At 43.7% G+C, this 23,662-nt stretch carries 21 protein-coding genes; 16 read left to right on the top strand and 5 right to left on the bottom strand.

Annotation, left to right across the window (positions count from 1 at the left end; translation table 11 throughout):
- Positions 1–55: 55 nt before the first annotated feature.
- Positions 56–2,332, bottom strand: coding sequence for a catalase/peroxidase HPI (katG, locus tag QM629_RS20455; RefSeq protein WP_415161769.1), 2,277 nt, complete (start codon positions 2,330–2,332; stop codon positions 56–58).
- A gap of 333 nt (positions 2,333–2,665) precedes the next feature.
- Positions 2,666–2,902 carry a hypothetical protein gene (locus QM629_RS20450; protein WP_415161768.1) on the bottom strand — a complete coding sequence of 79 codons (237 nt, stop codon included), beginning with the start codon at positions 2,900–2,902 and terminating at the stop codon, positions 2,666–2,668.
- Positions 2,903–2,989: 87 nt separating this feature from the next.
- On the opposite strand from QM629_RS20450, the gene rimP reads away from it, so the two are divergent.
- The 12 genes from rimP (at position 2,990) to serA (ending at position 16,306) form a co-directional block, all read left to right on the top strand.
- Positions 2,990–3,538 carry a ribosome maturation factor RimP gene (gene rimP, locus QM629_RS20445; RefSeq protein ID WP_415161767.1) on the top strand — a complete coding sequence of 183 codons (549 nt, stop codon included), beginning with the start codon at positions 2,990–2,992 and terminating at the stop codon, positions 3,536–3,538.
- Between the two features lie 42 nt (positions 3,539–3,580).
- Positions 3,581–4,828: a transcription termination factor NusA gene (gene nusA, locus QM629_RS20440; RefSeq protein ID WP_415161766.1), complete on the top strand. Its 1,248-nt coding sequence runs from the start codon at positions 3,581–3,583 to the stop codon at positions 4,826–4,828.
- A 107-nt stretch (positions 4,829–4,935) separates the two neighbouring features.
- On the top strand, positions 4,936–7,827 hold the full coding sequence (infB, locus tag QM629_RS20435) for a translation initiation factor IF-2 (RefSeq protein WP_415161765.1): 2,892 nt from the start codon (positions 4,936–4,938) through the stop codon (positions 7,825–7,827).
- Positions 7,828–7,911: 84 nt separating this feature from the next.
- Positions 7,912–9,291, top strand: coding sequence for a peptidylprolyl isomerase (locus QM629_RS20430; RefSeq protein WP_415161764.1), 1,380 nt, complete (start codon positions 7,912–7,914; stop codon positions 9,289–9,291).
- Positions 9,292–9,359: 68 nt separating this feature from the next.
- Positions 9,360–9,818 (top strand): MarR family winged helix-turn-helix transcriptional regulator, encoded by a 459-nt coding sequence (locus tag QM629_RS20425; RefSeq protein ID WP_415161763.1) that lies wholly within the window; start codon positions 9,360–9,362, stop codon positions 9,816–9,818.
- Positions 9,819–9,880: 62 nt separating this feature from the next.
- Entirely contained in the window at positions 9,881–10,408 is a 528-nt protein-coding gene (locus QM629_RS20420) for a YceI family protein (RefSeq protein WP_415161762.1), read from the top strand.
- 40 nt (positions 10,409–10,448) lie between these two features.
- Entirely contained in the window at positions 10,449–11,009 is a 561-nt protein-coding gene (locus tag QM629_RS20415; protein ID WP_415161761.1) for an NADPH-dependent FMN reductase, read from the top strand.
- Positions 11,010–11,067: 58 nt separating this feature from the next.
- Positions 11,068–12,915, top strand: a complete 1,848-nt coding sequence (locus tag QM629_RS20410; RefSeq protein ID WP_415161760.1) for an amidophosphoribosyltransferase — start codon at positions 11,068–11,070, stop codon at positions 12,913–12,915.
- A gap of 139 nt (positions 12,916–13,054) precedes the next feature.
- Positions 13,055–14,377: a cation:proton antiporter gene (locus tag QM629_RS20405; protein WP_415161759.1), complete on the top strand. Its 1,323-nt coding sequence runs from the start codon at positions 13,055–13,057 to the stop codon at positions 14,375–14,377.
- Positions 14,378–14,417: 40 nt separating this feature from the next.
- Entirely contained in the window at positions 14,418–14,597 is a 180-nt protein-coding gene (locus QM629_RS20400) for a hypothetical protein (protein ID WP_415161758.1), read from the top strand.
- A 116-nt stretch (positions 14,598–14,713) separates the two neighbouring features.
- The gene (locus tag QM629_RS20395; protein WP_415161757.1) at positions 14,714–14,965 is read left to right on the top strand and encodes a type B 50S ribosomal protein L31; all 252 of its coding nucleotides are present in this window, start codon (positions 14,714–14,716) and stop codon (positions 14,963–14,965) included.
- Between the two features lie 108 nt (positions 14,966–15,073).
- Complete coding sequence (serA, locus tag QM629_RS20390; protein WP_415161756.1) at positions 15,074–16,306, top strand: phosphoglycerate dehydrogenase; 1,233 nt, start codon at positions 15,074–15,076, stop codon at positions 16,304–16,306.
- A gap of 119 nt (positions 16,307–16,425) precedes the next feature.
- Here serA and QM629_RS20385 read toward each other — a convergent pair whose 3' ends face one another.
- Together QM629_RS20385 and QM629_RS20380 are read right to left on the bottom strand one after the other, a co-directional pair.
- Positions 16,426–17,832: a sulfatase-like hydrolase/transferase gene (locus QM629_RS20385; protein ID WP_415161755.1), complete on the bottom strand. Its 1,407-nt coding sequence runs from the start codon at positions 17,830–17,832 to the stop codon at positions 16,426–16,428.
- Positions 17,833–18,006: 174 nt separating this feature from the next.
- A complete protein-coding gene (locus QM629_RS20380; RefSeq protein ID WP_415161754.1) occupies positions 18,007–18,381 on the bottom strand; it encodes a hypothetical protein in 375 nt (124 codons plus the stop codon).
- 392 nt (positions 18,382–18,773) lie between these two features.
- On the opposite strand from QM629_RS20380, the gene QM629_RS20375 reads away from it, so the two are divergent.
- From QM629_RS20375 to QM629_RS20365, 3 genes are read left to right on the top strand one after another with little or no spacing between them, the layout of a single operon-like run.
- Complete coding sequence (locus tag QM629_RS20375; RefSeq protein WP_415161753.1) at positions 18,774–19,355, top strand: DJ-1/PfpI family protein; 582 nt, start codon at positions 18,774–18,776, stop codon at positions 19,353–19,355.
- 45 nt (positions 19,356–19,400) lie between these two features.
- Positions 19,401–19,598, top strand: a complete 198-nt coding sequence (locus QM629_RS20370; RefSeq protein ID WP_415161752.1) for a hypothetical protein — start codon at positions 19,401–19,403, stop codon at positions 19,596–19,598.
- Positions 19,591–19,956, top strand: a complete 366-nt coding sequence (locus QM629_RS20365; RefSeq protein ID WP_415161751.1) for a ribose-5-phosphate isomerase A — start codon at positions 19,591–19,593, stop codon at positions 19,954–19,956. The genes QM629_RS20370 and QM629_RS20365 overlap by 8 nt, the downstream gene beginning before the upstream one ends.
- Before the next feature lie 207 nt (positions 19,957–20,163).
- On the opposite strand, the gene QM629_RS20360 is transcribed toward QM629_RS20365, so the two are convergent.
- Positions 20,164–21,006, bottom strand: a complete 843-nt coding sequence (locus QM629_RS20360; RefSeq protein WP_415161750.1) for a hypothetical protein — start codon at positions 21,004–21,006, stop codon at positions 20,164–20,166.
- Positions 21,007–21,151: 145 nt separating this feature from the next.
- Here QM629_RS20360 and QM629_RS20355 point away from each other — a divergent pair, with 145 nt between their 5' ends.
- Positions 21,152–23,650, top strand: coding sequence for a DEAD/DEAH box helicase (locus tag QM629_RS20355; protein WP_415161749.1), 2,499 nt, complete (start codon positions 21,152–21,154; stop codon positions 23,648–23,650).
- The last annotated feature ends 12 nt before the right edge of the window (positions 23,651–23,662 follow it).

Genomic DNA, 23,662 nt, shown 5'->3' with positions numbered 1-23,662 from the left:
AACAAAAAAGGCTGCCCGTTTTCAGGCAACCTTTTAAAAATGCATAAAAGAAAAATTACTGCAAATCAAACCTGTCTAAGTTCATTACCTTATTCCAGGCGGCTATAAAATCCTTTACAAATTTTTCCTGCCCGTCGGCGCTGCCGTAAACTTCTGCCACAGCACGCAGTTCTGCGTTAGAGCCAAATACCAGGTCGGCGCGGGTGGCGGTCCATTTAGGCTGGCCGGTGGCGCGGTCGCTGCCCAAATACAATTCTTTTGTATCGTCTGTGGCTTTCCATGCAGTGTTCATGTTGAGCAGGTTTACAAAGAAATCGTTGGTGAGCCTGCCGGGCGTTTGGGTGAATACGCCATGCTTGGAGCCGTCATAATTGGCATCCAGCACACGCAGGCCGCCCACCAAAACCGTTAATTCAGGTACCGTAAGGGTAAGCTGTTGCGCTTTATCAATCAGCAAGGCTTCGGTAGATGCCGGGAAACTAAGCTTACGGTAGTTGCGGAAACCGTCGGCAAAGGGTTCCAGGTAACCGAATGATTCCACATCGGTTTCTTCCTGCGAAGCATCCATACGGCCGGGCGTGAAAGGAACAGTGATATCAGCGCCGGCATCTTTTGCTGCTTTTTCCACAGCGGCAGCGCCCGCCAGCACAATCAAATCGGCCAATGAAATCTTCTTTCCGCCTGTTTGTGCAGCATTGAATTCCTGCTGAATGCCTTGCAGTGTATCCAATACTTTTTTCAATTGTACCGGATTATTTACTTTCCAGTCTTTTTGCGGGGCCAGGCGTACGCGGGCGCCGTTGGCGCCGCCGCGTTTGTCGCCACCGCGAAAGGTAGAAGCCGAAGCCCAGGCTGCAGAAACCAGTTCGGCAATGCTTAAGCCTGAAGCCAGAATGCCGGCTTTTAAAGCAGTAATATCATTGCCATCAACCAATGGATGATCCACTTCAGGGATGGGATCCTGCCATATCAATATTTCTTCCGGCACATCGGGGCCAAGGTAGCGGGCACGGGGGCCCATATCACGGTGCGTTAACTTAAACCAGGCGCGGGCAAAGGCATCTGCAAAGGCATCAGGATTTTCCAGAAAATGCCTGGAGATTTTTTCAAAACCGGGATCCATCCTTAAAGAAAGATCGGTGGTAAGCATGGCGGGCTTATGTTTTTTATTACTGTCATAAGCATCAGGGATAATCTCCTCCGCATCTTTTGCCACCCACTGGTGGGCGCCTGCCGGGCTTTTGGTGAGTTCCCATTCAAAGCCAAACAGGTTCTCAAAAAAGTTATTGCTCCATTGGGTGGGCGTTTTTGTCCATATCACCTCCAGGCCGCTGGTAATGGTATCTGCGCCCTTACCGCTTCCATAACTGTTGCTCCAGCCAAGGCCCTGCGCTTCTATGCCTGCTGCTTCCGGTTCTTTGCCCACATTATCTGCCGGCGCTGCCCCGTGCGTTTTACCAAAGCTGTGGCCGCCTGCTATAAGGGCAACGGTCTCTTCATCGTTCATTGCCATGCGGCCAAAGGTGTCGCGGATGTCTTTTGCTGCAGCCACCGGGTCGGGATTGCCATCCGGCCCTTCGGGGTTCACATAGATCAGGCCCATGTGTGCAGCGGCAAGCGGTTCTTCCAGCTTGCGGGAGTGGATATTACGGCCGGGATTTTCGTCGGTAGGCACCGCGCCATGATTTTCCACCACGCCGATTGAGCCTTTTGCATAACGGTCGTTGTTGCCCAGCCAGGTGGTTTCAGAGCCCCAATACACATCTTCATTGGCTTCCCATACATCTTCGCGGCCGCCGGCAAAACCAAAGGTTTTAAAGCCCATAGACTCAAGGGCTACGTTACCGGCCAGTATCATTAAATCGGCCCAGGATATTTTCTTGCCATATTTCTGTTTGATGGGCCAGAGCAGCCTGCGGGCTTTATCCAGGCTTACATTATCAGGCCAGCTATTAAGCGGGGCAAAACGTTGCTGACCTTGTCCGCCGCCGCCGCGGCCGTCATGCACACGGTAGGTGCCTGCGCTGTGCCACGCCATGCGGATGAACAAGCCACCATAATGGCCAAAGTCGGCAGGCCACCAGGGCTGTGAATCGGTCATAAGCGCATGCAAATCTTTTTTCACTGCTTCCAGGTCTAGGCTGTTGAAAGCTTCTTTATAACTGAAGCCTTTATCCATTGGATCGGATAGAGAAGCATGCTGGCGCAGGATGCCCACATTTAATTTGTCGGGCCACCAATCGGTGTTTTGCGTGCCGCCGCCTGCAACGCTGTGCTTCAGGCTGCCATTGTGAAAAGGGCATTTACTGATGTCGTTAGAACTGTCTCCCATTTTGTATAAGTTTTATTGAGTGAAAATTTACTTGTTTAAATTCCGGGATGACAAACTTATGACAATGAGCCAATAATCACAATCAATTAATTTTATTATTTGATAGATTATAATTATGGCGTGGTTGTTATAAGAGGAAATGATTGTATTAAATAGCCGTACATGGCGGGATAATATCAGGGTGGAGTTTAGTGCCTGGGCCGAAACATAAGGCAGGCAGCCAGGAAAATTTTAAGTTTTTAATGAAAAATTTGTGCTTAAACAGCTTCTGTAATACAGCCGGAAAGGTCTTTTGTAATAACTGTGAAATGTATTGAAAAGAGAAGATGAGTTTTATTTTATCTCTTCAAAATCTATGTAATCTCCAGCCGGTGGTGCAGGTTTTGAGGAAGGATTTCTTTTGGCAGTATTGCTGTTTGAATACGTATGGGCAGCCTCCTGCTGGCGGTTCATTTCATTTATCTTATTGCGCACCTGTGAAGTAGCCCTTGAAACAGGTAAGATAAAATTAAAAATGAGTTTATACAAGATATAGAAAACCAAAAATGTAAAAAGCCATTCAAGTATCATGTTGTAAAATTAGCAGTATTTCATTTATCGGCCTTACCGCTGTTCATAATTTCACAACTGGTTAACCAGCGCAATATTTGGCTGATAATGGAATACGTTATACATTTGCCGCCGGAAATCATTCATGGAAGGGAACGCAGTCGTTCCCTTCTCTTTTTACCATATATGAATTCAGATTCTGTTTTGAATAGCATAACGCAGATAGTAAGCAGTTTTCTTGAAAACGAGCCCGGTTATTTCCTGGTTGAAATAAAGATAAAGCCAACCAACAATGTAAAGATTTTTATTGATGGAGATAACGGTATTTCCATTGATAAATGTGTTCAGTTCAACAGGCAGCTTTACAAGATGATTGAAAGCCATGATCTTTTCCCGTCTGGCGATTTTTCGCTTGAGGTTTCATCTCCCGGTATTGATAAGCCTTTAAAGCTGCAAAGGCAGTATGTGAAGAATGTGGGCAGGAATATAGAAGTAAGCTTTAACGACGGCAGTTCCGTAAGCGGCCGCCTGTTGCAGGTTTCAAACGATGATATTATGGTCGAGCAAACAACAGGCAAAGGAAAGAAGGCAGAAACAACACAATTGGTAATTCCTTTTTCAAACATAAAAACAACAACAGTTCAAATTGAGTTTTAAATCGTGCGGTTCATCAATCGTACTTCGTAAATCATAAATCGTATGGCAAGTATAAACCTAATTGAAGCCTTCCAGGAATTTAAGGAAGCCGAAAATATTGACAGGCCTACTATGATGAAAGTAGTGGAAGATGTGTTTAAAACATTGCTTAGAAAAAAATATGGCAGTGATGAAAACTTTGATGTGATAGTAAATGCCGAAAAAGGCGACCTGGAAATCTTCCGGCGTCGTATGATAGTGGAAGACGGCGAGGTGCAGGATCCGCTGGCAGAGGTTGCTTACAGCGACGCCATAAAAATTGAGCCCGATTTTGAAGTGGGCGAAGAATTATACGAGGAAGTGGATATGCTCGATTTTGGCCGCCGTGCCATTCTGGCTGCAAAGCAAACCCTCGCAAGCCGCATCAGCGATTTAAAAAAGAATGTGCTCGTAAAAAAATATGGCGACAGGATAGGGGAGATCATTAATGCAGAAGTATATCAGGTTTGGAAAAAAGAGGTTTTATTAATGGATGAAGAAGGCAATGAGCTTATATTGCCTAAAAGCGAACAGATACCGCAGGATTATTTTAAAAAGGGTGAAAATATCCGCGCCGTGGTTGCCCGCGTTGATATGAAGAATAGTACGCCGGTCATCATCTTAAGCCGTACCAGCTCTGATTTTCTGGCTAAATTATTGGAAATTGAAGTACCCGAAATATTTGACGGCCTCATCACCATAAGAAAAATAGTAAGGGAGCCCGGCGAGCGTGCAAAAGTGGCCGTGGAGAGTTTTGACGACAGGATTGACCCCGTTGGCGCCTGTGTTGGTATGAAGGGCAGCCGTATTCATGGCATTGTCCGCGAGCTGAAAAATGAAAATATAGATGTAATTAACTGGACGAACAACATACAATTGCTCATTCAGCGTTCCCTTACGCCGGCCAAAATAAGCTACATGGATCTTGACAATGAAAATAAGCATGCCGATGTGTATTTGAAGGCCGACCAGATTTCTCTTGCAATAGGCAGAAGAGGGGTTAACATTAAGCTCGCCTGTGAGCTCACCGATTATGATATTGACGTATTCCGCGAAAACGAAGGCGAACAGGAAGACTTTGATATTGACCTGGATGAATTCAGCGATGAAATTGATACGTGGGTAATAGATGAATTGAAGCGTGTAGGTTGCGATACGGCCCGCAGCGTAATGGACCTGAACGTTGACGAACTGGAACGCCGTACAGATCTGGAACGTGAAACAATAGAAGATGTAAAAAAAGTGTTAAAAGCAGAATTCGAAAAAGAATAATATTGCAGGTATAGAAATTGATTGAAATTAGTGCGCTCAATAAAAACAGTGTGCACTGATTTGTATAAACTTCAGGACTGAAGCCTGCACAAAACAAAAAAAATTGAATGGCTGAAATTAAGTTACCAAGATTATTAGGCGCTGCCAAAGAGTTCAATATAGGCCAGGACACACTGATTGAATTTTTGGTAGGCAAGGGTTTTGACCGGGACGAATTAAAGCCTACGGCCAAGCTTACACCTGAAATGTATGAAGCTTTGCAGCATAACTTTCAGGGCGATAAAAATGCAAAGTCGAAGGCAGACCAGATTGAGATACCCAAAAGTGTGCAGGCTGAAAGAAAAAGAAAAGAAGATGAAGAAATTACATTCAGGAAAGATGAACCTAAACAGGCAACGCCTGAGGCTGCACCCAAACCTGCTGAGGTTGCTGTGCCTGAAGTTAGTGCCGGGCTTCCGGAGCTTGCTGAGCCGGTAATGAGTGAAGAAAAAGCTGAAGAGCCTGAAGTTGTTGACAGCGAGCCTGAAGTGATAAAAATTGAAGCGCCTGAAATTGAGGGCCCGAAGATCATTGATAAGATAGACCTCTCTGCTGTGGGCAAGCCTAAAAAAATAGAAAAACAATCCCCGCCGGTGGAGGAAGCACAGCCTCCGGCAGAAGACATACCGGAAAAAACAGTGGTGGAAGATCAGCCGGAAGTATTGCCACAGGAAGAGGAAAGCCCGGCTGCCACAGAAGACGAGCTGGTGGTGATACAAAACATCAGGGCAGAAAGAATTGAAGGCCCTAAAGTATTGGGCAAAATAAGTTTGCCTGTGGAAAATGATACCAGGCCCAAGCCTGGACCCGCAATACCCCAGCGTGAAGAAAAACGCAAGCGCAAGCGTATTCCCATTGATAAAAAAGGTGTGGGTGGCAACCAGCCTTCTGGTGACAGAAGGCCCGACGGCCAGCAGCAGCCCAGACCCCCTCATGGCGGCGGCGGTGATAACCGTTTCCGCAGGGATGGCGGCGGCAACCGCGGTCATCATCCGCAACGTAGTGGCGGCAACCGGGATAACAGAAGGCCGCCTGTGCAGCACGACAGGGAAATTGATCCGAACGAAATAAAAAGAAAGATACAGGAAACACAGGCTATCCTTTCCGGCTCTGCCGGTAAAGGCAAATCAAAAGCAAAATATCGCAGGGAAAAAAGAAATGAAGCCGCGGAAAGCGCCGCGGAAAGCGAAACAAATAAACTGCAGGTTACAGAATTTGTAACAGTAAGCGACCTGGCAAACCTGATGGATGTAAGCTTTGCCGACATCATCAGCAAGTGTATGAGCCTGGGTATAATGGTTTCGATCAACCAGCGCCTTGACGCAGAGGTTATTGAGTTGGTAGCAGGCGAATTTAACTACGAAGTGGAATTTATAGGTCTCGATGACGCCGAAGAAGAGGATGAGGAGATAGAGGATGAAGAGGAAGACCTCCTGCCACGCGCTCCCATTGTAACCATAATGGGCCATGTGGACCATGGTAAAACTTCTTTGCTTGACTATATACGCAGCGCCAATGTGGTTGCCGGAGAAGCCGGAGGCATTACCCAGCATATCGGCGCCTATCAGGTTACGATTGACGGAGATAAAAAGATCACCTTCCTCGATACGCCCGGCCACGAAGCGTTTACGGCTATGCGTGCCCGCGGCGCCAAAGCGGCGGATGTGGCTGTTATTGTAATTGCAGCCGATGATGCCGTGATGCCGCAAACAAAAGAAGCTATCAGCCATGCGCAGGCTGCCAACCTGCCCATGATCTTTGCCATTAACAAGATAGACAAGGAAGGCGCCAATCCCACAAAAATATACGAGCAATTATCGCAGATGAATATTTTGGTTGAAGAATGGGGTGGCAAATATCAAAGCCAGGAAATATCAGCCAAAAAGGGATTGAATGTTGATCTTTTGCTGGAGAAAATATTGCTGGAGGCCGATCTGCTCAATCTGAGAGCCAACCCAAACAGAGAGGCTTCCGGAACTATTATCGAAGCTTCGTTGGATAAAGGCCGGGGTTATGTGGCCACTGTGCTGGTGCAGAACGGAACGCTGAAACAGAGCGACCTCATGGTTTCAGGCCAGTATTTCGGAAGATTGAAGGCATTGACCAATGAGCGTAACCAGCGTGTAACAGAAGCGCCGCCCTCTGCGCCGGTGCAGATACTGGGCTTGAACGGTGCGCCGCAGGCCGGCGAAAAATTCAAAATATATGCCGATGAATCGGAAGCAAAAGATGTAGCCACAAGGCGTTCGCAGATCATCCGGGAACAGGGCTTAAGAACCCGCAAGCATATTACGCTGGATGAAATTGGCCGCCGCCTTGCGCTCGGTAACTTCAAAGAGCTGCAGATCATTATTAAAGGCGACGTGGATGGTTCAGTGGAAGCGTTAAGCGATTCTTTGCAGAAACTTTCTACCGAAGAAATTGTGGTGAACGTAGTGCATAAAGCGGTGGGCCAGATATCAGAAAGCGATGTGCTGCTCGCTACCGCATCAGACGCCATCATCATTGGCTTTAATGTACGCCCGTCAAGCCAGGCAAGCAGGCTGGCACAGAGTGAAGGCGTTGAAATAAAGACCTATTCTATCATTTATAACGCTATTGAGGAAGTTAAGAGCGCCATGGAAGGCATGCTTGAGCCTAAAGTGGAAGAAAAAGAAGTGGCCACCGTTGAAATAAGGGAAGTATATAAATTTGATAAGGCCACCGTTGCCGGTTGCTACGTACAGGAAGGCAAGGTTAAGCGCGACAGCAAGGTGCGCCTTTTCCGGGATGGCATTCTTATCTATCCAAGAACGGAAGGCGCTTTTGCCGAACTGGGCAGCTTAAAACGTTTTAAAGACGACGTGAAAGAAGTGGCGTCCGGCTACGAGTGCGGGTTAACGATTAAAAACTTCTCCGACATAAACCCTGCCGACACAATCGTGGCTTACGAAAAAGAAGAAGTAAAACGTACATTATAAACGCACAAATTCTTTGTTAAAACAAAAGCAGGCGCGGAGCCTGCTTTTGTAATCATTTACTTTTGGGTTGATTAACATATTAGCATGAAAAAAATCTTTTCACACCTCTTGCTTTTTACAATGGTTACGTCTTTTGCAGCTTCTGCTCAAACGCAGCGGGTTGTTGCAGACCAGATCATAGCCAAAGTGGGAGATAAGATCATTCTTAAATCTGATATTGACAATGCGATATCAGACTATAAAAGGCAGGGCCAGAACATGCAGTTGCCGCCTGACCCGGAATGTGCCTTCCTGGAAGGCCAGTTAATACAGAAAGTGCTGGTACTGCAGGCGAATAAAGATTCATTAACTATTAGTGATGATGAAATTGATGCGCAATTGGATAATAGGATCCGCTATTTTATAAGCCAATACGGTTCTAAAGATATGATGGAGCAGATTGCCGGTAAAACGGTTTACCAGATAAAAGAAGATCTGCGTCAGCCATTTATTGAACGCCAGCTTGCAGATAAAATGCAGGCAAAAATCTTGGAGAATGTTAAGATAACACCTACAGAGGTAAAGACGTTTTATGATAAGATACCTAACGACAGCCTGCCTTTTTTTGAAAGCGAGCTTGAAGTGGCGCAGATTGTATTGTATCCCAAATCGAATAAAGACATTGAAGATTACATAACCACCCAGTTGAACGACCTGAAAAAGCAGGTGGAAAGCGGCCAGAAGAAATTTTCAGACCTGGCCAAAATTTATTCCCAGGACCCTGGCAGTAAAGACAATGGCGGCCAGTACAGCATAAACCGTACAGATAAAGTATGGGACCCCACCTTTCTTTCCGCAGCATTCAAATTAAAGGAAGGGCAGGTGTCGCCTGTTATTAAAAGTAAATTCGGCCTGCACATTATTCAAATGGTAAGCCGTGCCGGTGATGACGCCGTGATAAGGCATATTTTAATCATTCCGTCTGTAACCGCAACGGAAATAAATGATGCCAAACAAAAATTAGACAGCGTGCGTTCAAGGATTGTGGCCGGCACATTAAATTTTAATGAAGCAGTGAATAAGTACAGCGAAGACGATGCCACACGTTACAATGCCGGGCGCATTATTTCTCAGGTAGATGGCTCTGTGCGTTTAACCATTGACCAACTGGACAAGGGTATAGTAGCCAATTTAAAGTCTATGAAAGCCGGCGATATTTCCCAGCCGCTTACGTATACGGATGACCGCGGCAAGCAGGCGGTACGCCTGGTTTACCTGGTGCATGAAACCCAGCCGCACCGCATGAATTTAAAAGACGATTACGACCGTGTGGCGCAGCAGGCTTTGAATGAGAAAAAACAAAAGGCGCTTGATGCCTGGTTTAAGCAACATATTTCAGACTTTTATATTGACATTGATCCGGAATATCATACATGCAAAAGCCTTGACTTTTGGTTCAATTCCGAATCAACCGCATCTAAATAAAATAAAAACCCCTGTTAAAGACGGGGTTTTTATTTGATAAATTATATGTATGTACATACATTTGTGCCGTGAAACTGGAAGATGCAATAAAAAGCAATAAGTTTAAAAACGAGGTGCACAAAGCGGCTTTAAATATTCTGTACACTTCGTGGTGGCTTAAAACCATCATGAGCAAGGAATTGAAAGAATATGGGTTAACGCATGAGCAATACAATGTGTTGCGGATACTGAAAGGAAAACATCCTGAACATATTTGTATAAGGGAAATAACCTGCAGGATGATTGAAAAAAGTTCAAACGTGCCAAGGATTATAGACAGGCTGGAAACAAAAAAGCTGGTTAAGCGCACATCGTCAGATGCAGACCGGCGTGAAACCGTTATTGTATTAACACTGGCGGGAATTAATATTCTTAAGCACAGTACGGAGAGAATAGATAAACTGATGGAGAAGGTAATTCTCCTTGATGAAATAAAGGCCAAAGACCTGAACAGCATCCTGGAAGAAATAAGGAAAAACGAGCAATAAAAAAATTTTCCCTAATATATGTATATACATAAATAATTTACTTTTATTCAATAAAAACAATTATGGCAACTTACAAAATTGACGCTGCACACAGCGAAATAGGGTTTAAAATTAAACACCTGGTTATTAGCACCGTTAGCGGCGGCTTTTCAAAATTTGATGCAACAATGGAAGCCGGGCAAGCGGATTTCACCGATGCTTCAATAAGTTTTGAAGCAGATGTGAACAGTATTTCCACCAACAACGAGCAAAGGGATGGGCACTTAAAAGGCGCTGATTTCTTTGACGCAGAAAAATATCCGAAAATAACCTTTAGCTCCACTTCAATTGAAAAGGAAGGCGATAATGAATACGTGCTGCATGGCGACCTGACTATTCGCGATGTAACAAAAAATATTACTTTACATGTTGAACATGGCGGCGGCATAATTGACCCCTGGGGGCATAGCCGGGAGGGCTTTGAACTGGCTGGCAAAATAAGCCGTAAGGAATTTGGCTTGAAATGGAATGCACTTACCGAAGCCGGCGGCGCTGTGGTGGGCGACGATGTGCGTTTGGCAATAAATATTGAAATGGTGAAGCAGGCTTAAGAAAATCAAAAAAGGATTTCATCCAGATTAAGGATAAAAAATGAACATAGAAATAGTATCGGGCAGTCCGCGCTTAAACAGCGTAACCCACCGGTTGGTTTTACACCTGAAGAAACATTTGCCGGCAATTGCCCCGCATCATGTAAACGTGATTGATGTAAGGGATTGGGAACTGAATGTGCTGCAGCAGGAGATTTTTAAAAGTGTTGACACGGCGCCGGTTGAATTTAAGCCGCTTGCCCAACGCATGTTTGATGCGGATGCTTTTATAATTGTTACGCCCGAATACAATGGAAGTTATACGCCGGCAGTAAAAAACCTTTTCGATCATTTCCCCAAACAGTCGAGAAAACCATTTGGCATTGTTACTGCATCTCCGGGCGCATTAGGTGGCATACGCGCCGGCCTGCAGGTACAATTGTTAATATATGCATTGTTTGGCGTTGGCTCCCCGCACATGCTTGTAACACCCTTTGTAGATAAAAAGTTTGATGAAGAAGGCAACCTGCTCGATGCCTCTTTTCAAAAGAATATTGATGTATTTGTTGCAGAGTTCTTATGGCTGGCCGGGCATATAACTGCAGGCTCAAAAACTTATTAACAACGAAGCCTGGATTAATATCAGCGTTTAACTATAAATTTGCGCCTTCAATTCCCCAATGAGCGATGCAATAAAACATGAATGCGGCCTCGCCCTCATTCGTTTGAGAAAAAGTTTCTCTTATTATCTCCAGCAGCATGGAACGGTAATGTACGGGCTTAACAAGCTCTATCTTTTGATGGAAAAGCAGCATAACCGCGGACAGGATGGCGCCGGTATTGCTGCCGTGAAATTAAATACGGCAAACGGGGCGCCTTTCCTGCATCGGGTGCGCAGTAACGCCCAGCAGCCTATTGCAGATTTGTTTTTTAAGCTTGGAACAGAGATAAATGAATTAGAAAAATATCAGCCGGATATTAAAAAGCATCCTGAATTAATGAAAGGCCATGTGCCGTTGATAGGTGAATTATTGCTCGGCCATTTGCGGTATGGGACACAGGGGAAAAACAATGTTGAGTTTTGCCATCCTTTTATAAAAAGGGATCTGATGCCGGGCAAGAACCTTGCCCTGGCAGGCAATTTTAATCTGGTGAACAAAGATGAACTGTTCGATCTCATCAATATCAATCCCGGCCCTTTCCAGCAGCAAAGCGACCTGGCTGCCATGATGGAGGTAATACATCATTTTCTTGTTATTGACGAAGACAAAAACCCTGGAAAAGCCTGCATTGCCAATGCCTTGAAAAAGGCAGCCGCGCTGTTTGATGGCGGCTTTACCGTTGGCGGCCTTACAGGAAGCGGCGCTTCTTTTGTTTTAAGGGATGCCCATGGCATTCGGCCGGCTTATTATTATATAGGCAAGGAAGTGATTGTGGCGGCAAGTGAGCGTGCAGCCATCCGTACTTCATTTAATGTGGGCGAAAATGAGGTGCTGGAGTTAATGCCCGGTAAAGCATTGATAATTGACGCTGATGGGAATTATACCATCGAGCAGGTGCTTGAGCCGAAGGAAAGAAAGGCTTGCAGCTTTGAGCGCATTTATTTCAGCCGCGGCAGCGATGAAAAAATTTACCGGGAGCGCATTGCACTTGGCTATCATTTAAGCAAAGCTGTGTTAGATGCCGTTAATTACGATTTAAAGAATACCATTTTTTCCTACATCCCCAATACGGCGGAAGTGGCTTATTTTGGTTTGTGCAAAGGCATGGAAGATTATCTTAACCAAACCAAGGTTGAGAGAATTTTAAGCTGGGGCAATGATGTTACGGAAGAAAAACTGCAATCCATCATTAACCGTAAGATCCGTCAGGAAAAGATAGCGATCAAAGACGTGAAGCTGCGCACATTTATTACCGAAGACAGCGGCAGGAACGAAATGGTGCAGCATGTGTATGATATAACTTACGGCACCGTTCGCAAAAATGAAGATACGCTGGTTGTGATAGACGATTCCATCGTTCGCGGCACAACCCTTAAAGAAAGTATTGTGCGCATGCTGGCCAGGCTTCAGCCCAAAAAAATAATTGTGGTTTCCTCGGCGCCGCAAATACGTTATCCCGATTGCTATGGGATTGATATGAGCAAGCTGGGCGATTTCATTGCTTTTCGCGCCGCAATTGAATTACTGAAAGAGAATGGCAGGGAATGCATTATTGAAGATGTGCATCAAAAAATACTGGAACTGGAACGCTGCAACAGGCTTACTGAAGAAAATATAGTGCGCCAGATATATAAGCCATTTACAACCCAGGAAATTTCAGATAAGATTGCACAGCTAATCACACCAAAAGATTTAACCATGCCGGTGCAGGTTATTTATCAAACCATAGAAGACCTGCATGAATGCTGCCCTACCAATACCGGCGACTGGTATTTTACCGGAAACTACCCTACACCCGGAGGCAACCGCGTGGTAAATAAGGCATTTCTGAATTATATAGCTAAAAAAGATGTAAGGGGATATTAAAGGGTGTAATTCACAAGAAGTTTCCTTATCGCTGATCTTCATTCAATCCCTATCAGATTTATAGGAATATAGGAATATTGGAATTTAATCCTTTATTTTTGAAATTGAAAACCTGCATTTTTATTACAAACATGTCTTTATGGTTTCAAAACTTAGTTCTGATGAAGTGCTTAGCTTTCTTATTATTGTGAGTATTATCCTTATCGTGGCCCGGGTGTTAGGGGAAATACTCAGGAAGTTTAAGCAGCCGGCAGTAATAGGGGAAATACTTGCTGGGATTTTATTAGGCCCATCCCTTCTTGGCACGGTTGCCCCTGATGTTTTTCATCATTTATTTACCAGCCAAAACGGTGTGCCTTATAAAGCCTTTGACGGCCTGGCGCAGATTGGCATCATATTGCTTATGTTTATTGCCGGTTTTGAAGTGGATCTGAAACAAATACGGCTCCAGGGCAAAAAAGCAGCTTCAATCAGTCTTATGGGATTTATATTTCCCTTTGCGCTTGGCTTTTTAACAGTATGGATGTTCTATGACAGGATTTTTTCAGATACAACCCATACCAATCTTATTATTCCGGCTATGTTCTTTGGTACTGCGTTATCAATAACTGCGCTATCCGTAATTGCCAAAATATTGATTGATCTTAATATTCTGCGTTCCAAAATCGGGAGCCTTGTACTTACGGCAGCCATGATTGATGACTTTTTAGGATGGATATTGTTTTCTATCATTATCCAGATGATGGGTAAAACAGGAGAGAGCTCATTTACTTCTGTAGCAATAGTACTTTGCTTTACAGTTTTTATTTTAACTATCGGCAGGTGGATTGTTGACAAGATTTTAATGGTAGCTGATAAGTTTTTATCAACAGGCGGCTTAATAACTGTATCTGTAAGCCTTTGTCTTCTGAGCGCGGTATTAACGGAATACCTTGGTGTTCGCGGCATATTTGGCGCCTTCCTGATGGGAGTAGCCATAGGCGATTCAAAGTACTTTCCCGAAAGATTACAAAATATTCTTCACCAGTTCGTAGTAAATATCATTGCCCCTTTATTCTTTGCGTCAATTGGGTTAAGGGTGAATTTTGTTACCAATTTTAATTTTGAAGTGGTTGCCATCATCCTGTTCATTGCATGTTTTGCAAAAATTATTGGCGCCGTTATTGGCAGCCGCCTGAGTGGCATGACGAAGAATGAATCTTATGCTGTTGCTTTTGGCATGAACGCCCGCGGTTCACAGGAAATCGTGCTTGGCACGCTTGCGCTCCAGGCTAAAATAATTGATGAGCCTATTTTTGTTGGCCTGGTAGTTATGACTGTAGTTACCATCCTCATAGCCGGCCCGTTAATGAAATATTACCTCCATCGTCAGGAAAGATTAGATGACAAAGCTGTTGCAGATATCCATCCCCGAAATATTGCCATTGTAGGATGGACGGAAAAAACTATCGGCGGCGTTTAATAAAGTTAAATTTCTGAATGCCCGCGGTTCGCAGAAAATTGTGCCTGGCGCACCTGCACTGCAGGCAAAAATTATTGATGAGCCTATTTTTGTGGCATTGATCGTAATGACGGTATCAGGCATTTTGATAGCAGGGCCCGCAATGAAATATTATCTCAATAAAGATATGGCCGGAAAGAGAGCTGAAAAAACAAGCCTCGCCATTATGCCCGCTGCATAAATAAAACAAGAAGGTTGAAACAGGAGGCAATTCTATTTGGATATAAAACCAATCCCGCTTATCTTTGCGCTCCTTTTAAATTTAAAATACGGCAAAATCCGTAGAAAATAACAGTTATGAAAAAAGATCTTCATCCAAAAACATACAAGCTGGTTGTGTTTAAAGACATGAGTAATGGATATGCTTTTTTAAGCCGTTCAACAGCTTCTTCCAAGGAAACCGTTAAATGGGAAGATGGTAATGAATACCCGCTTATCAAGCTTGAAATTTCGAATACCTCGCATCCCTTCTATACAGGTAAAAATGTATTGGTAGATACCGCCGGGCGTATTGATAAATTCCGCAAACGTTACGAAAAGAAAAAATAACGAAATTCAAAATCCCTCCGGCAAAACGGGGGGATTTTTGTTAATAACACTTCTTCTCCCAATAAAACATTTTTCACAGGCATTATTTCTTTGCAAAGAGCAAACATTATGAGCAAGGTTACTTCTTACCCAAAAGAAAAAATCAATATTCTTTTTCTTGAAAATATCAGTGATAAGGCTATTGACCTTTTTAAAAGAAATGGATATGTTAACGTAAAAAAACTGGGCGGCGCTTTATCTGAAGATGAATTGATAAAGCAGATTGCAGATGTGCATTTGCTGGGCATCCGGTCTAAAACACACATAAGCGAAAAGGTGCTACATGCTGCCAGGAAATTACAGGCAATAGGCTGTTTTTGTATTGGCACAAACCAGGTTGATTTAAGTGCTGCTACAAAGCATGGGGTTACGGTTTTTAATGCGCCTTACAGCAATACCCGCAGCGTGGCCGAACTGGTAATAGGACTGAGCATTATGCTTATTCGCCGCATATCCGACAAAAACCTGGCTGCCCATGAAGGCATTTGGATGAAAGAAGCAAAAGGAAGTTTTGAATTGCGTGGAAAAACGCTGGGCATTATTGGGTACGGAAATATTGGTTCGCAGGTAAGCATACTGGCCGAAGCGTTTGGAATGAAGGTTATATTTTACGATGTGGAAACAAAACTTCCTCTGGGCAATGCGCATGCCGCCAAAAGCCTGAAGGAGTTACTTAACCAGGCAGATATTGTTTCCCTGCATGTGCCCGAAGAAGAACAAACAAAGAATATCATTAATAAAAATACCCTGAAGCATTTTAAGAAAGGCGCTATACTTATAAACTATGCAAGGGGAACTGTGGTGGAAATACCTGCATTGGCCAGGGCCTTACAGGAAGGTTTGCTGGGCGGTGCAGCTATAGATGTTTTTCCTGTTGAGCCTGAAAAAAACGGCGATAAATTCACTACGCCATTACAGGGCCTGCCAAATGTGATCCTTACGCCGCATATTGGCGGTTCAACAGAAGAGGCCCAACAGAATATTGGCGAAGACGTAAGCGCCAAACTGTTCAACTATCTTGAAAAAGGCATCACCAATGGTTCGCATACAGTGCCGGCCATAAGCCTGCCGCCGGTTGAAGGCGCTCATCGCATTTTGCATATACATAACAATGTTCCGGGCGTTTTAAGCGCCATCAATACGCAGCTTTCCAATCACAACATTAACATTGTGGGCCAATATTTAAAGACTAACGATGAGATTGGTTATGTGGTATTGGATGTTGATAAACGCCTTTCAAAACAGGCGTTGGAATTATTGAAGAATGTAAAGGAGACAATCAGGGTAAGAATATTGTATTAACGTGATTTTGGGATAACAGAATTGCCAGGCTTTTAAGCCTGGGGAATCCCCCAAGCATGTACCTGGCCGGCTTTAGCCGAAGCCCACATTCATTGAACAAAATTTTGGCTAAAGCCATGCTATTGCCGCCGGCCCGTTGTATCATACAGCTTTGGCATCTGCGCCCACCACGCAGCAAGTTTCTTTTTTAATTCATCTGCCACTGCTGCATTGGCAGCCGCAACATTATTCGCTTCATTGCGGTCCAGTGTAATGTTATACAACTGTACATCGCTTCCATCGTGGTTCATCAGCAGTTTCCAGTCGCCCGAACGAATGGCAAGGTTAGGGCTTTTATCCCTGCCTGCAGGATATTTGAAGGCGATGTCATTTCTTCCGTACTCCCAATACATATCTTTATTCCTGGCAGAAGGTTGCCCGTAAAACACGCTGCTTCTGTCTATACCATCGCCTGTATAAACTGATGGCAATTTGATACCAGCAAGCGCTGCCAGCGAAGGCAGCAGGTCAACCGCATCCACCACAGAATTGCTGTCTGTTTTTGCCTCTGGAAAATGATTGGCCCAGCTAATAAGGAAAGGCATTCTTGTACCGCCTTCATACAAAGAAAGCTTTGAGCCTCTTAAGCCGGCAGCCCTGCTGCCCCTGAAACTTGGCAACGGCCCGTTATCACTGGTGAAAATGATAATGGTGTTTTTATCTGACCCAAGCTCTTTCAGGCCATCCAGCAACCTTCCTATTTGTTTATCATATTCTTCAAGCACCAGCTTAAAAGCCTGTTCTTCCTCCGGGTTCATCGGGAACCGGCCGTTAAATTCTATGCCATAACGGGGCACCCATGGCGTATGCACATCGTCGGGCCAGAGGTTTACAAAACAAGGCTGCCCTTTATGGCGCTTCATAAAGCTGAGTGTTTTATCAACAAAATACCTCGTTCTGTCCCATCTTTTAATACTGTCTTTATACGACCATATCCAGTTGGTTGCCGTAATTAACGGATCCGGGTCGGGGCTTTCATACGTGCTTGCATGTTCATCAAAACCATAATATTCAAAACCCGGTGCATCCGTTACATCCCTGCCGCCGCCGAGGTGCCATTTGCCAAAATGACCTGTTGCATAACCGGCGCCTTTAAAAAATTTTGCCATGCCGGGTGCAGTTACGTCAAGATAATCTGCCTGCTGGGCATCGCGGTTATGTTGTTTGTTGTCGAGGTAAGTAGAGAAATTCCACCGCGCAGGATACTGGCCTGTTAACAAGCCTGCGCGGGAGGGAGAGCATATTGGTGCAGCGCTGTAATAGCTCGTTAGTTTCAAGCCATGCCGGGCAATCCTGTCAATATTTGGTGTGGGCACAAAACCACCGCGAAAGCAACCAATATCGCTAAAGCCCATATCATCAGTGAGTATGATAATAATGTTTGGTTTATTGCCTGCCGTTTGCGCATTTGTAATATGGATGCAGGATATTGTGACAAGCAGCAATAATAAGCAGGGTTTACATGTACGCAGGTTCTTTACAGGCATAGGCTATATGTTAAAGCGTTAAAGCTATACATTTCATACATAAAGGCGTTCCCATTTCTTCTTTATCACACCTGTAAATGATCATAATAAAAAATAGCTGGTTGTAGCCAGCTATTTTTGTAAGTGTCGTTTTTACTTCATGCATGTTCTTTTTCAAAAGGTGATCTAATTGCATTAAAATTGGTAAGCAGTTCCCCCGCCTGTTAAATCGAAATAGAGGTTTTGCAATTCATGCAAATGCTTAACCGGCCTCAGGCTTTTCAGGTTATCACAAAACAGGCTAACTCCGTTATCATCCAGCGTGCACTTAAAATAATCACATTCAAAAACGGCGGCATCGGTTATCCAGCTAAACTGTGTGAACCCTGCATGCAACAAGATCTGTTTCGTAATGCTAACCGGAATAAGATGGTCGGTCTTAACCCATTTGCCGTCTGCCTGAACCTGTGTCTTACGTATTTCGGTTATCCTTCGGGCACAGTCCTCGTCCTCTTCATACAAAGACCGCACCCTGAAAAAATTGCCAATGCGTAGAGATGATAGTGTCATAAGGTAAGCTTTAAAATGAATGAAACCGAGCATGATAATTTTTCTCACACAGGGGAATGTACATAGCGAGGTTCCATGAGGCCATTGAAAAATCAAACTTGTACGAATGAAAATTACTCTTTAAAGTTACGGCAAAATCAATAGCGCATAACATGCTGGTGTAATTAGGCAGGAAACGCGGTTTTAATGGTGTATTAAATTTTCGGTAGCGAAAGCACAGTAACTGTACAGATGGTGAATTCATCATTCCATATAACTAAATAAGCGCCGGGTTACGGGAGGGTGTTCAGAACGGGCGCCATTGAATATCGCTTAGCATAATTTTATTTCTTTATCAGCCCAATTGTTTATCAGGAGAAATTTTTAGCTTTATTCATCTTAAAAATATTCTTATGGCAAAGAAGATTCTAATGTTAGCAGGCGATTTTGTGGAAGATTATGAAGTAATGGTGCCATTCCAGGCATTACTGGCTGTAGGCTTTGACGTGCATGCTGTTTGTCCCGGAAAAAAAGCCGGTGAAACTGTGGCAACTGCCGTGCATGATTTTATTGGATTTCAAACGTATGCCGAGCTGAGAGGGCATAATTTTATACTAACGGCCAGCTTTGACCAGGTAAATCCTTCCGGCTATGACGGCCTTTATATCTGTGGCGGAAGAGCGCCGGAATACATCAGGCTCGACCCAAAAGTTATTGAATACACAAAGCATTTTTTTGAAGCGAACAAACCGGTGGCTGCCATTTGCCATGGCATACAAATATTAACCGCAGCCGATGTGGTTAAGGGCAGAACGCTTACCGCCTATCCTGCCGTGGGCCCTGACATTGTTCGCGCAGGTGGCAACTGGAAAGATATACCGGTTAATGAAGCTATTACCGAAGGTAATCTCACAACGTCTCCGGCATGGCCCGGGCATCCTGCCATATTAAAAGCGTTTTTCAAATTATTAGGCGTTACAATCGGTGGCGTATAAGCCGCTAACAATTTTTTGTATAGCCGCCTGCTGCAAAACATGCAAATGAATTTTAAAAAAACAGCTGCCGAAGCAGCCATCAGCCTTATTGGAAGCAATACAGTCATTGGCCTGGGCGATGGCTCAACAATGAATTATATGGTTGATGGTTTAAGGGCAAATCAATACAACTCTCTTGCGTTGTTTACGTCTTCTTTCTCCACAAAAAAAATTATTGGAAGCTGCTTGTTTTGCAGTGAATGATATATCAACTGTAAGTGCTTTGGATATTTATTTTGACGGATGTGATCAGTTTGATAGAAACCTGAATGCCCTTAAGAGCGGTTCAGGCATTCATACCACAGAAAAATTATTGGCTTCAATGGCCAGCCAGTTTGTTTTAGTGGGCGATGAATCAAAATATATTGATACACTTCAAACAAAATACCCGGTTGTTATTGAAGTAATTCCTGATGCTGTACATTTTGCACAAGCACAGTTGCATAAGATGTTCCCTTCCGGTAAAACGCAAGTGCGTGAAGGCAAAACCCGTTATACAAATTTGTTGGTTGATATTTGGTTTGATGAATTTCCTGAACTGCTGCCCTTAATCCTATCCTGAAAAATATTACAGGCGTGATAGAATCGTCTTTGTTTTATAACATGGCGCATAAAGCTGTTATAGCAGGTGAAAACGGCTTGCATATTATAGAAAAACAGGCGCATTTATGAGCATGGCCTTATTACAGGTAAAAATAACAGCCACAGTTGCAGAGATAACATTTGTAATATAAACTATCTGATGCTCCTTCAGCCGGTGAAAAAACTTTTATTCAATATCAAATCCTTTAATCTCTATTTCTTTTATATTCCAATAGCCCAAATCATCCTGCAAAAGCTTCACCCTAAGATTACCTGAGAAAACAGTTTTATTGTTTGCTGACTGTGCAAGAGCTTTATAATTGCCGGTTACATAACAATCACTTTCATTTACGGTGCAGCCGTTAATGGTACATTCCTTCAGCTCAATTTCATTGAATAATGATTTGAAGCGGTTTAATTTTTCGCTGTAATCTTTAAATTCATTATACAAAACTGCGTTAAATGAAAAGCCATCTTTTGCGTAATGTATATCCCAAAATAATTCTTCCTTACAAAATATATCGCCTATCAGATCATCTTTAACCATCCTTGAGTTATCATAAATCGGGTCCGGATGAAATTCATCATAAATAAAATTGGTTGACCATCCGGACAAACTCATGTCATCCATTTCATGCTCAAATAATTCTTCAGTTGCAAACCGGTATAATTCCCTTGCCGGAATATTCGGGCTGCATACATCAAGGTCTATATCGTGCTTATTCAAATAGTTTCTTAACGCTTCCCATGTCTGTTCCATATCTTCATCAGTTATTTCCGCAACAGGCTTAAAATGTTGCGGCCTGCCGATTTTATCGAACACTTTAATCGTTTTATATTCTTCGGCAAACTGGTTTTCAAAAGCCATTACATTATTCAAAAACTGGTTTTCAATTTCAGGCGGCAAATCATTTTTATCGTTTTCAATGTTGCGGAACTGTGCGCCGTGCTCCAGCATGAGCTTCATTTTCAGAAAATCATTTTCCGCCCTGAGCTTTTCATCATCGCTCATTTGGTTAAGGTCGTCCATAATTTTAAAATTATTTATCCAAGATAATAAATTATAAGTACCCGCCGGCGCCGTTTTTCCCGCCAGGATTTCCTTTATTAATTGTTGATAATTTCATCTTCCTTCCTTACGCCACATTTTTACATTTGCGTCTCAATAATATATTATGGCTGCAACCGCAAAAGCAAAGGGCGCTTCAAAGAAAAAACGCACAGGAAAATCAGTTAAAGGAAAATATAAATCAAAACCGCTTTTATCCAATACCAGGAAACCGGCCGATATGTCTGTAAGCGAATGGCAGGCTGCATTGCGGAAACAAATTGCAGAACATACGCCGTTTACAATTACCAACACCGGCAACGGACTTGCGTACAGCGATTATAATGTGTACAATAACAGCACTAAGAATACGTATAAAGTTGCATTGCGCAGCAGCGATAACAGCCAGAATTTTTGTTCCTGCTACGATTTTAAAACCAACCAGCTGGGCACCTGCAAGCATATTGAAGCCGTATTGCTGCACATAAATAAAAAGCCTGCGCTGCGCAGGGCGCTGAAACAGCCTTACGAAGCTGCATACAGTTCCATGTACATGGAATACAGAGGGGAAAGAAAAATAGTTTTTCGCATTGGAACGGATAATACAGAAGCATACAAAAAGTTATTGAAGCCCTTTGTGCATGCAGATTACAGCCTTTCAGAAAAAGGGTATGATAACATTGATAAAGTTTTACAGAAGGCTTTTCAGATCAATGCATCCTTTAGGTGTTATGAAGATGCGCTGGCGCATATTATCCAGTGGCGGGAAAACAAGCAACGGCGGCAAACGCTGACGCCTTTTATACAATCGAATAAATTACCCGGTATAAAAAGCCTGAAAGTAAACCCTTTTCCATACCAGGCAGAAGGTATATTATTCTGCGTCGCTGCGGGCAGAAGCATCCTGGCAGATGATATGGGCCTCGGCAAAACCATACAGGCCATCAGCATGGTGCAGTTAATGCACGAATATTTCCAGGTGCAGAAAGTGCTGGTTATCTGCCCTACTTCTTTAAAATATCAATGGCAAAGCGAAATAGAAAAATTCACAACGGCTTCTGTAAAAGTGATCGAAGGAAATTATTTAAACAGAAGGCAACTGTATAAAGAAGATGGGCACTTATATAAGATTGCCAGCTATCACATGGCGGTAAATGACCTTGAGCTCATCAATGCGTATCAGCCCGACCTGATTATTTTAGATGAAGCGCAGCGCATTAAAAACTGGCAGACAAAAGTAAGCCAGAGCATAAAAAAGCTGCAAAGCAAATATGCGCTGGTGCTTACCGGCACGCCTTTGGAAAATAAATTGCAGGAACTGTATTCGCTGGTACAATTTATAAATCCTTTATTGCTTGGCTCTTTGTATAATTTCACTTCACAGCATGAGCAGCTAAGCGAAACAGGCCAGGTAGTGGGCTATAAAGACCTGGATAAGATAAAAGAAAAGCTGAAAGATATTTTGCTGCGCCGCACCAAAAAACAAGTGCTGCAACAGTTGCCTGCCCGCATTGATAAAAACTTATTTGTAGAAATAACGCAGGAGCAAAAAGCGCTGCATAATGATTATGGAGAAGTGGTAACGCGCCTTGTAAACCGTTGGCAGAAAACAGGATTTTTAAGTGAAGAAGACCGCCAGCGTTTACTGCTGCACCTGAACATGATGCGCATGGTGTGCAACAGCACGTATATACTTGACCAGGAAACCAATTACCAGACAAAACTGGATGAGCTGTTTAGCGTGCTGGAAGAAATATTGCAAACCAGCGATGAAAAAATTGTCATCTTCAGCCAATGGGAACGTTTTACAAGATTGATTGCACAGGAACTTGACAGCCTTAACATAGGCTATGCCAACCTGAACGGCACAGTGCCCGGCCATAAACGCAAAGCATTGTTCGACCGTTTTAATAATGATGCCGGTTGCCGCATTTTTCTTTCCACCGATGCGGGCGGCGTAGGGCTGAACCTGCAGGCAGGCTCTTATCTTTTTAATATGGACCTGCCCTGGAACCCTGCGGTGCTGGAACAGCGCATTGCCCGCATATACCGACATGGGCAAAAGAACAATGTAAATATCATCAACTTTATAGCGCAGCATACCATTGAGCACGGCATGCTGGGCAAGCTGAAATTTAAGACAGCATTAAGCGAAGGCATATTGGATAATGGCGAGGCCAATATCTTCATCGGCGACAGTAAGTTTAATGTATTTATGAAAAGCGTGGAAGAACTGGTGGCAGATGATGCGGCTGTTGCAACAGTGCAGCCAGCAGATGCGGCGATCAATGAAACAATGGAAACTACTGTTGTTGAAAAACAAGCCACGCTGCCTTTTGACAGCGATGATGATATTAAACAAACAACTCAGGAATCTGTTGAAAAAGAAGCGCTGGCAACGATAACGCCGGCTTCCAGCCTGCTCAGTGTAACTTCTTCTTTCATTACACAACTTACCAATGTATTGGGCGATGCTTCAGCAACAGCGAACCTGGTTCAATCCCTTACAAGAAAAGATGAAAGCACTGGTCAGACTTATCTGCAAATACCCGTGGAAAATGAAGCGGTGATAAAAAATGCCGTTACATTACTGGCAGGATTATTTAAAGGGATAAGCAAAAGCTGAAGGTTTTAATAT

The sequence above is a fragment of the Parafilimonas sp. genome (assembly GCF_047606085.1).
GTDB lineage: Bacteria > Bacteroidota > Bacteroidia > Chitinophagales > Chitinophagaceae > Parafilimonas.
This window is presented reverse-complemented; position numbering and strand designations above follow the sequence as displayed.

Coding starts and splice junctions, on each gene's coding strand:
- katG (WP_415161769.1), bottom strand. CDS start 2,332: ATGGGAGACAGTTCTAACGACATCAGTAAATGCCCTTTTCACAATGGC.
- QM629_RS20450 (WP_415161768.1), bottom strand. CDS start 2,902: ATGATACTTGAATGGCTTTTTACATTTTTGGTTTTCTATATCTTGTAT.
- rimP (WP_415161767.1), top strand. CDS start 2,990: ATGGAATACGTTATACATTTGCCGCCGGAAATCATTCATGGAAGGGAA.
- nusA (WP_415161766.1), top strand. CDS start 3,581: ATGGCAAGTATAAACCTAATTGAAGCCTTCCAGGAATTTAAGGAAGCC.
- infB (WP_415161765.1), top strand. CDS start 4,936: ATGGCTGAAATTAAGTTACCAAGATTATTAGGCGCTGCCAAAGAGTTC.
- QM629_RS20430 (WP_415161764.1), top strand. CDS start 7,912: ATGAAAAAAATCTTTTCACACCTCTTGCTTTTTACAATGGTTACGTCT.
- QM629_RS20420 (WP_415161762.1), top strand. CDS start 9,881: ATGGCAACTTACAAAATTGACGCTGCACACAGCGAAATAGGGTTTAAA.
- QM629_RS20415 (WP_415161761.1), top strand. CDS start 10,449: ATGAACATAGAAATAGTATCGGGCAGTCCGCGCTTAAACAGCGTAACC.
- QM629_RS20410 (WP_415161760.1), top strand. CDS start 11,068: ATGAGCGATGCAATAAAACATGAATGCGGCCTCGCCCTCATTCGTTTG.
- QM629_RS20405 (WP_415161759.1), top strand. CDS start 13,055: ATGGTTTCAAAACTTAGTTCTGATGAAGTGCTTAGCTTTCTTATTATT.
- QM629_RS20395 (WP_415161757.1), top strand. CDS start 14,714: ATGAAAAAAGATCTTCATCCAAAAACATACAAGCTGGTTGTGTTTAAA.
- serA (WP_415161756.1), top strand. CDS start 15,074: ATGAGCAAGGTTACTTCTTACCCAAAAGAAAAAATCAATATTCTTTTT.
- QM629_RS20385 (WP_415161755.1), bottom strand. CDS start 17,832: ATGCCTGTAAAGAACCTGCGTACATGTAAACCCTGCTTATTATTGCTG.
- QM629_RS20380 (WP_415161754.1), bottom strand. CDS start 18,381: ATGACACTATCATCTCTACGCATTGGCAATTTTTTCAGGGTGCGGTCT.
- QM629_RS20375 (WP_415161753.1), top strand. CDS start 18,774: ATGGCAAAGAAGATTCTAATGTTAGCAGGCGATTTTGTGGAAGATTAT.
- QM629_RS20370 (WP_415161752.1), top strand. CDS start 19,401: ATGAATTTTAAAAAAACAGCTGCCGAAGCAGCCATCAGCCTTATTGGA.
- QM629_RS20360 (WP_415161750.1), bottom strand. CDS start 21,006: ATGGACGACCTTAACCAAATGAGCGATGATGAAAAGCTCAGGGCGGAA.
- QM629_RS20355 (WP_415161749.1), top strand. CDS start 21,152: ATGGCTGCAACCGCAAAAGCAAAGGGCGCTTCAAAGAAAAAACGCACA.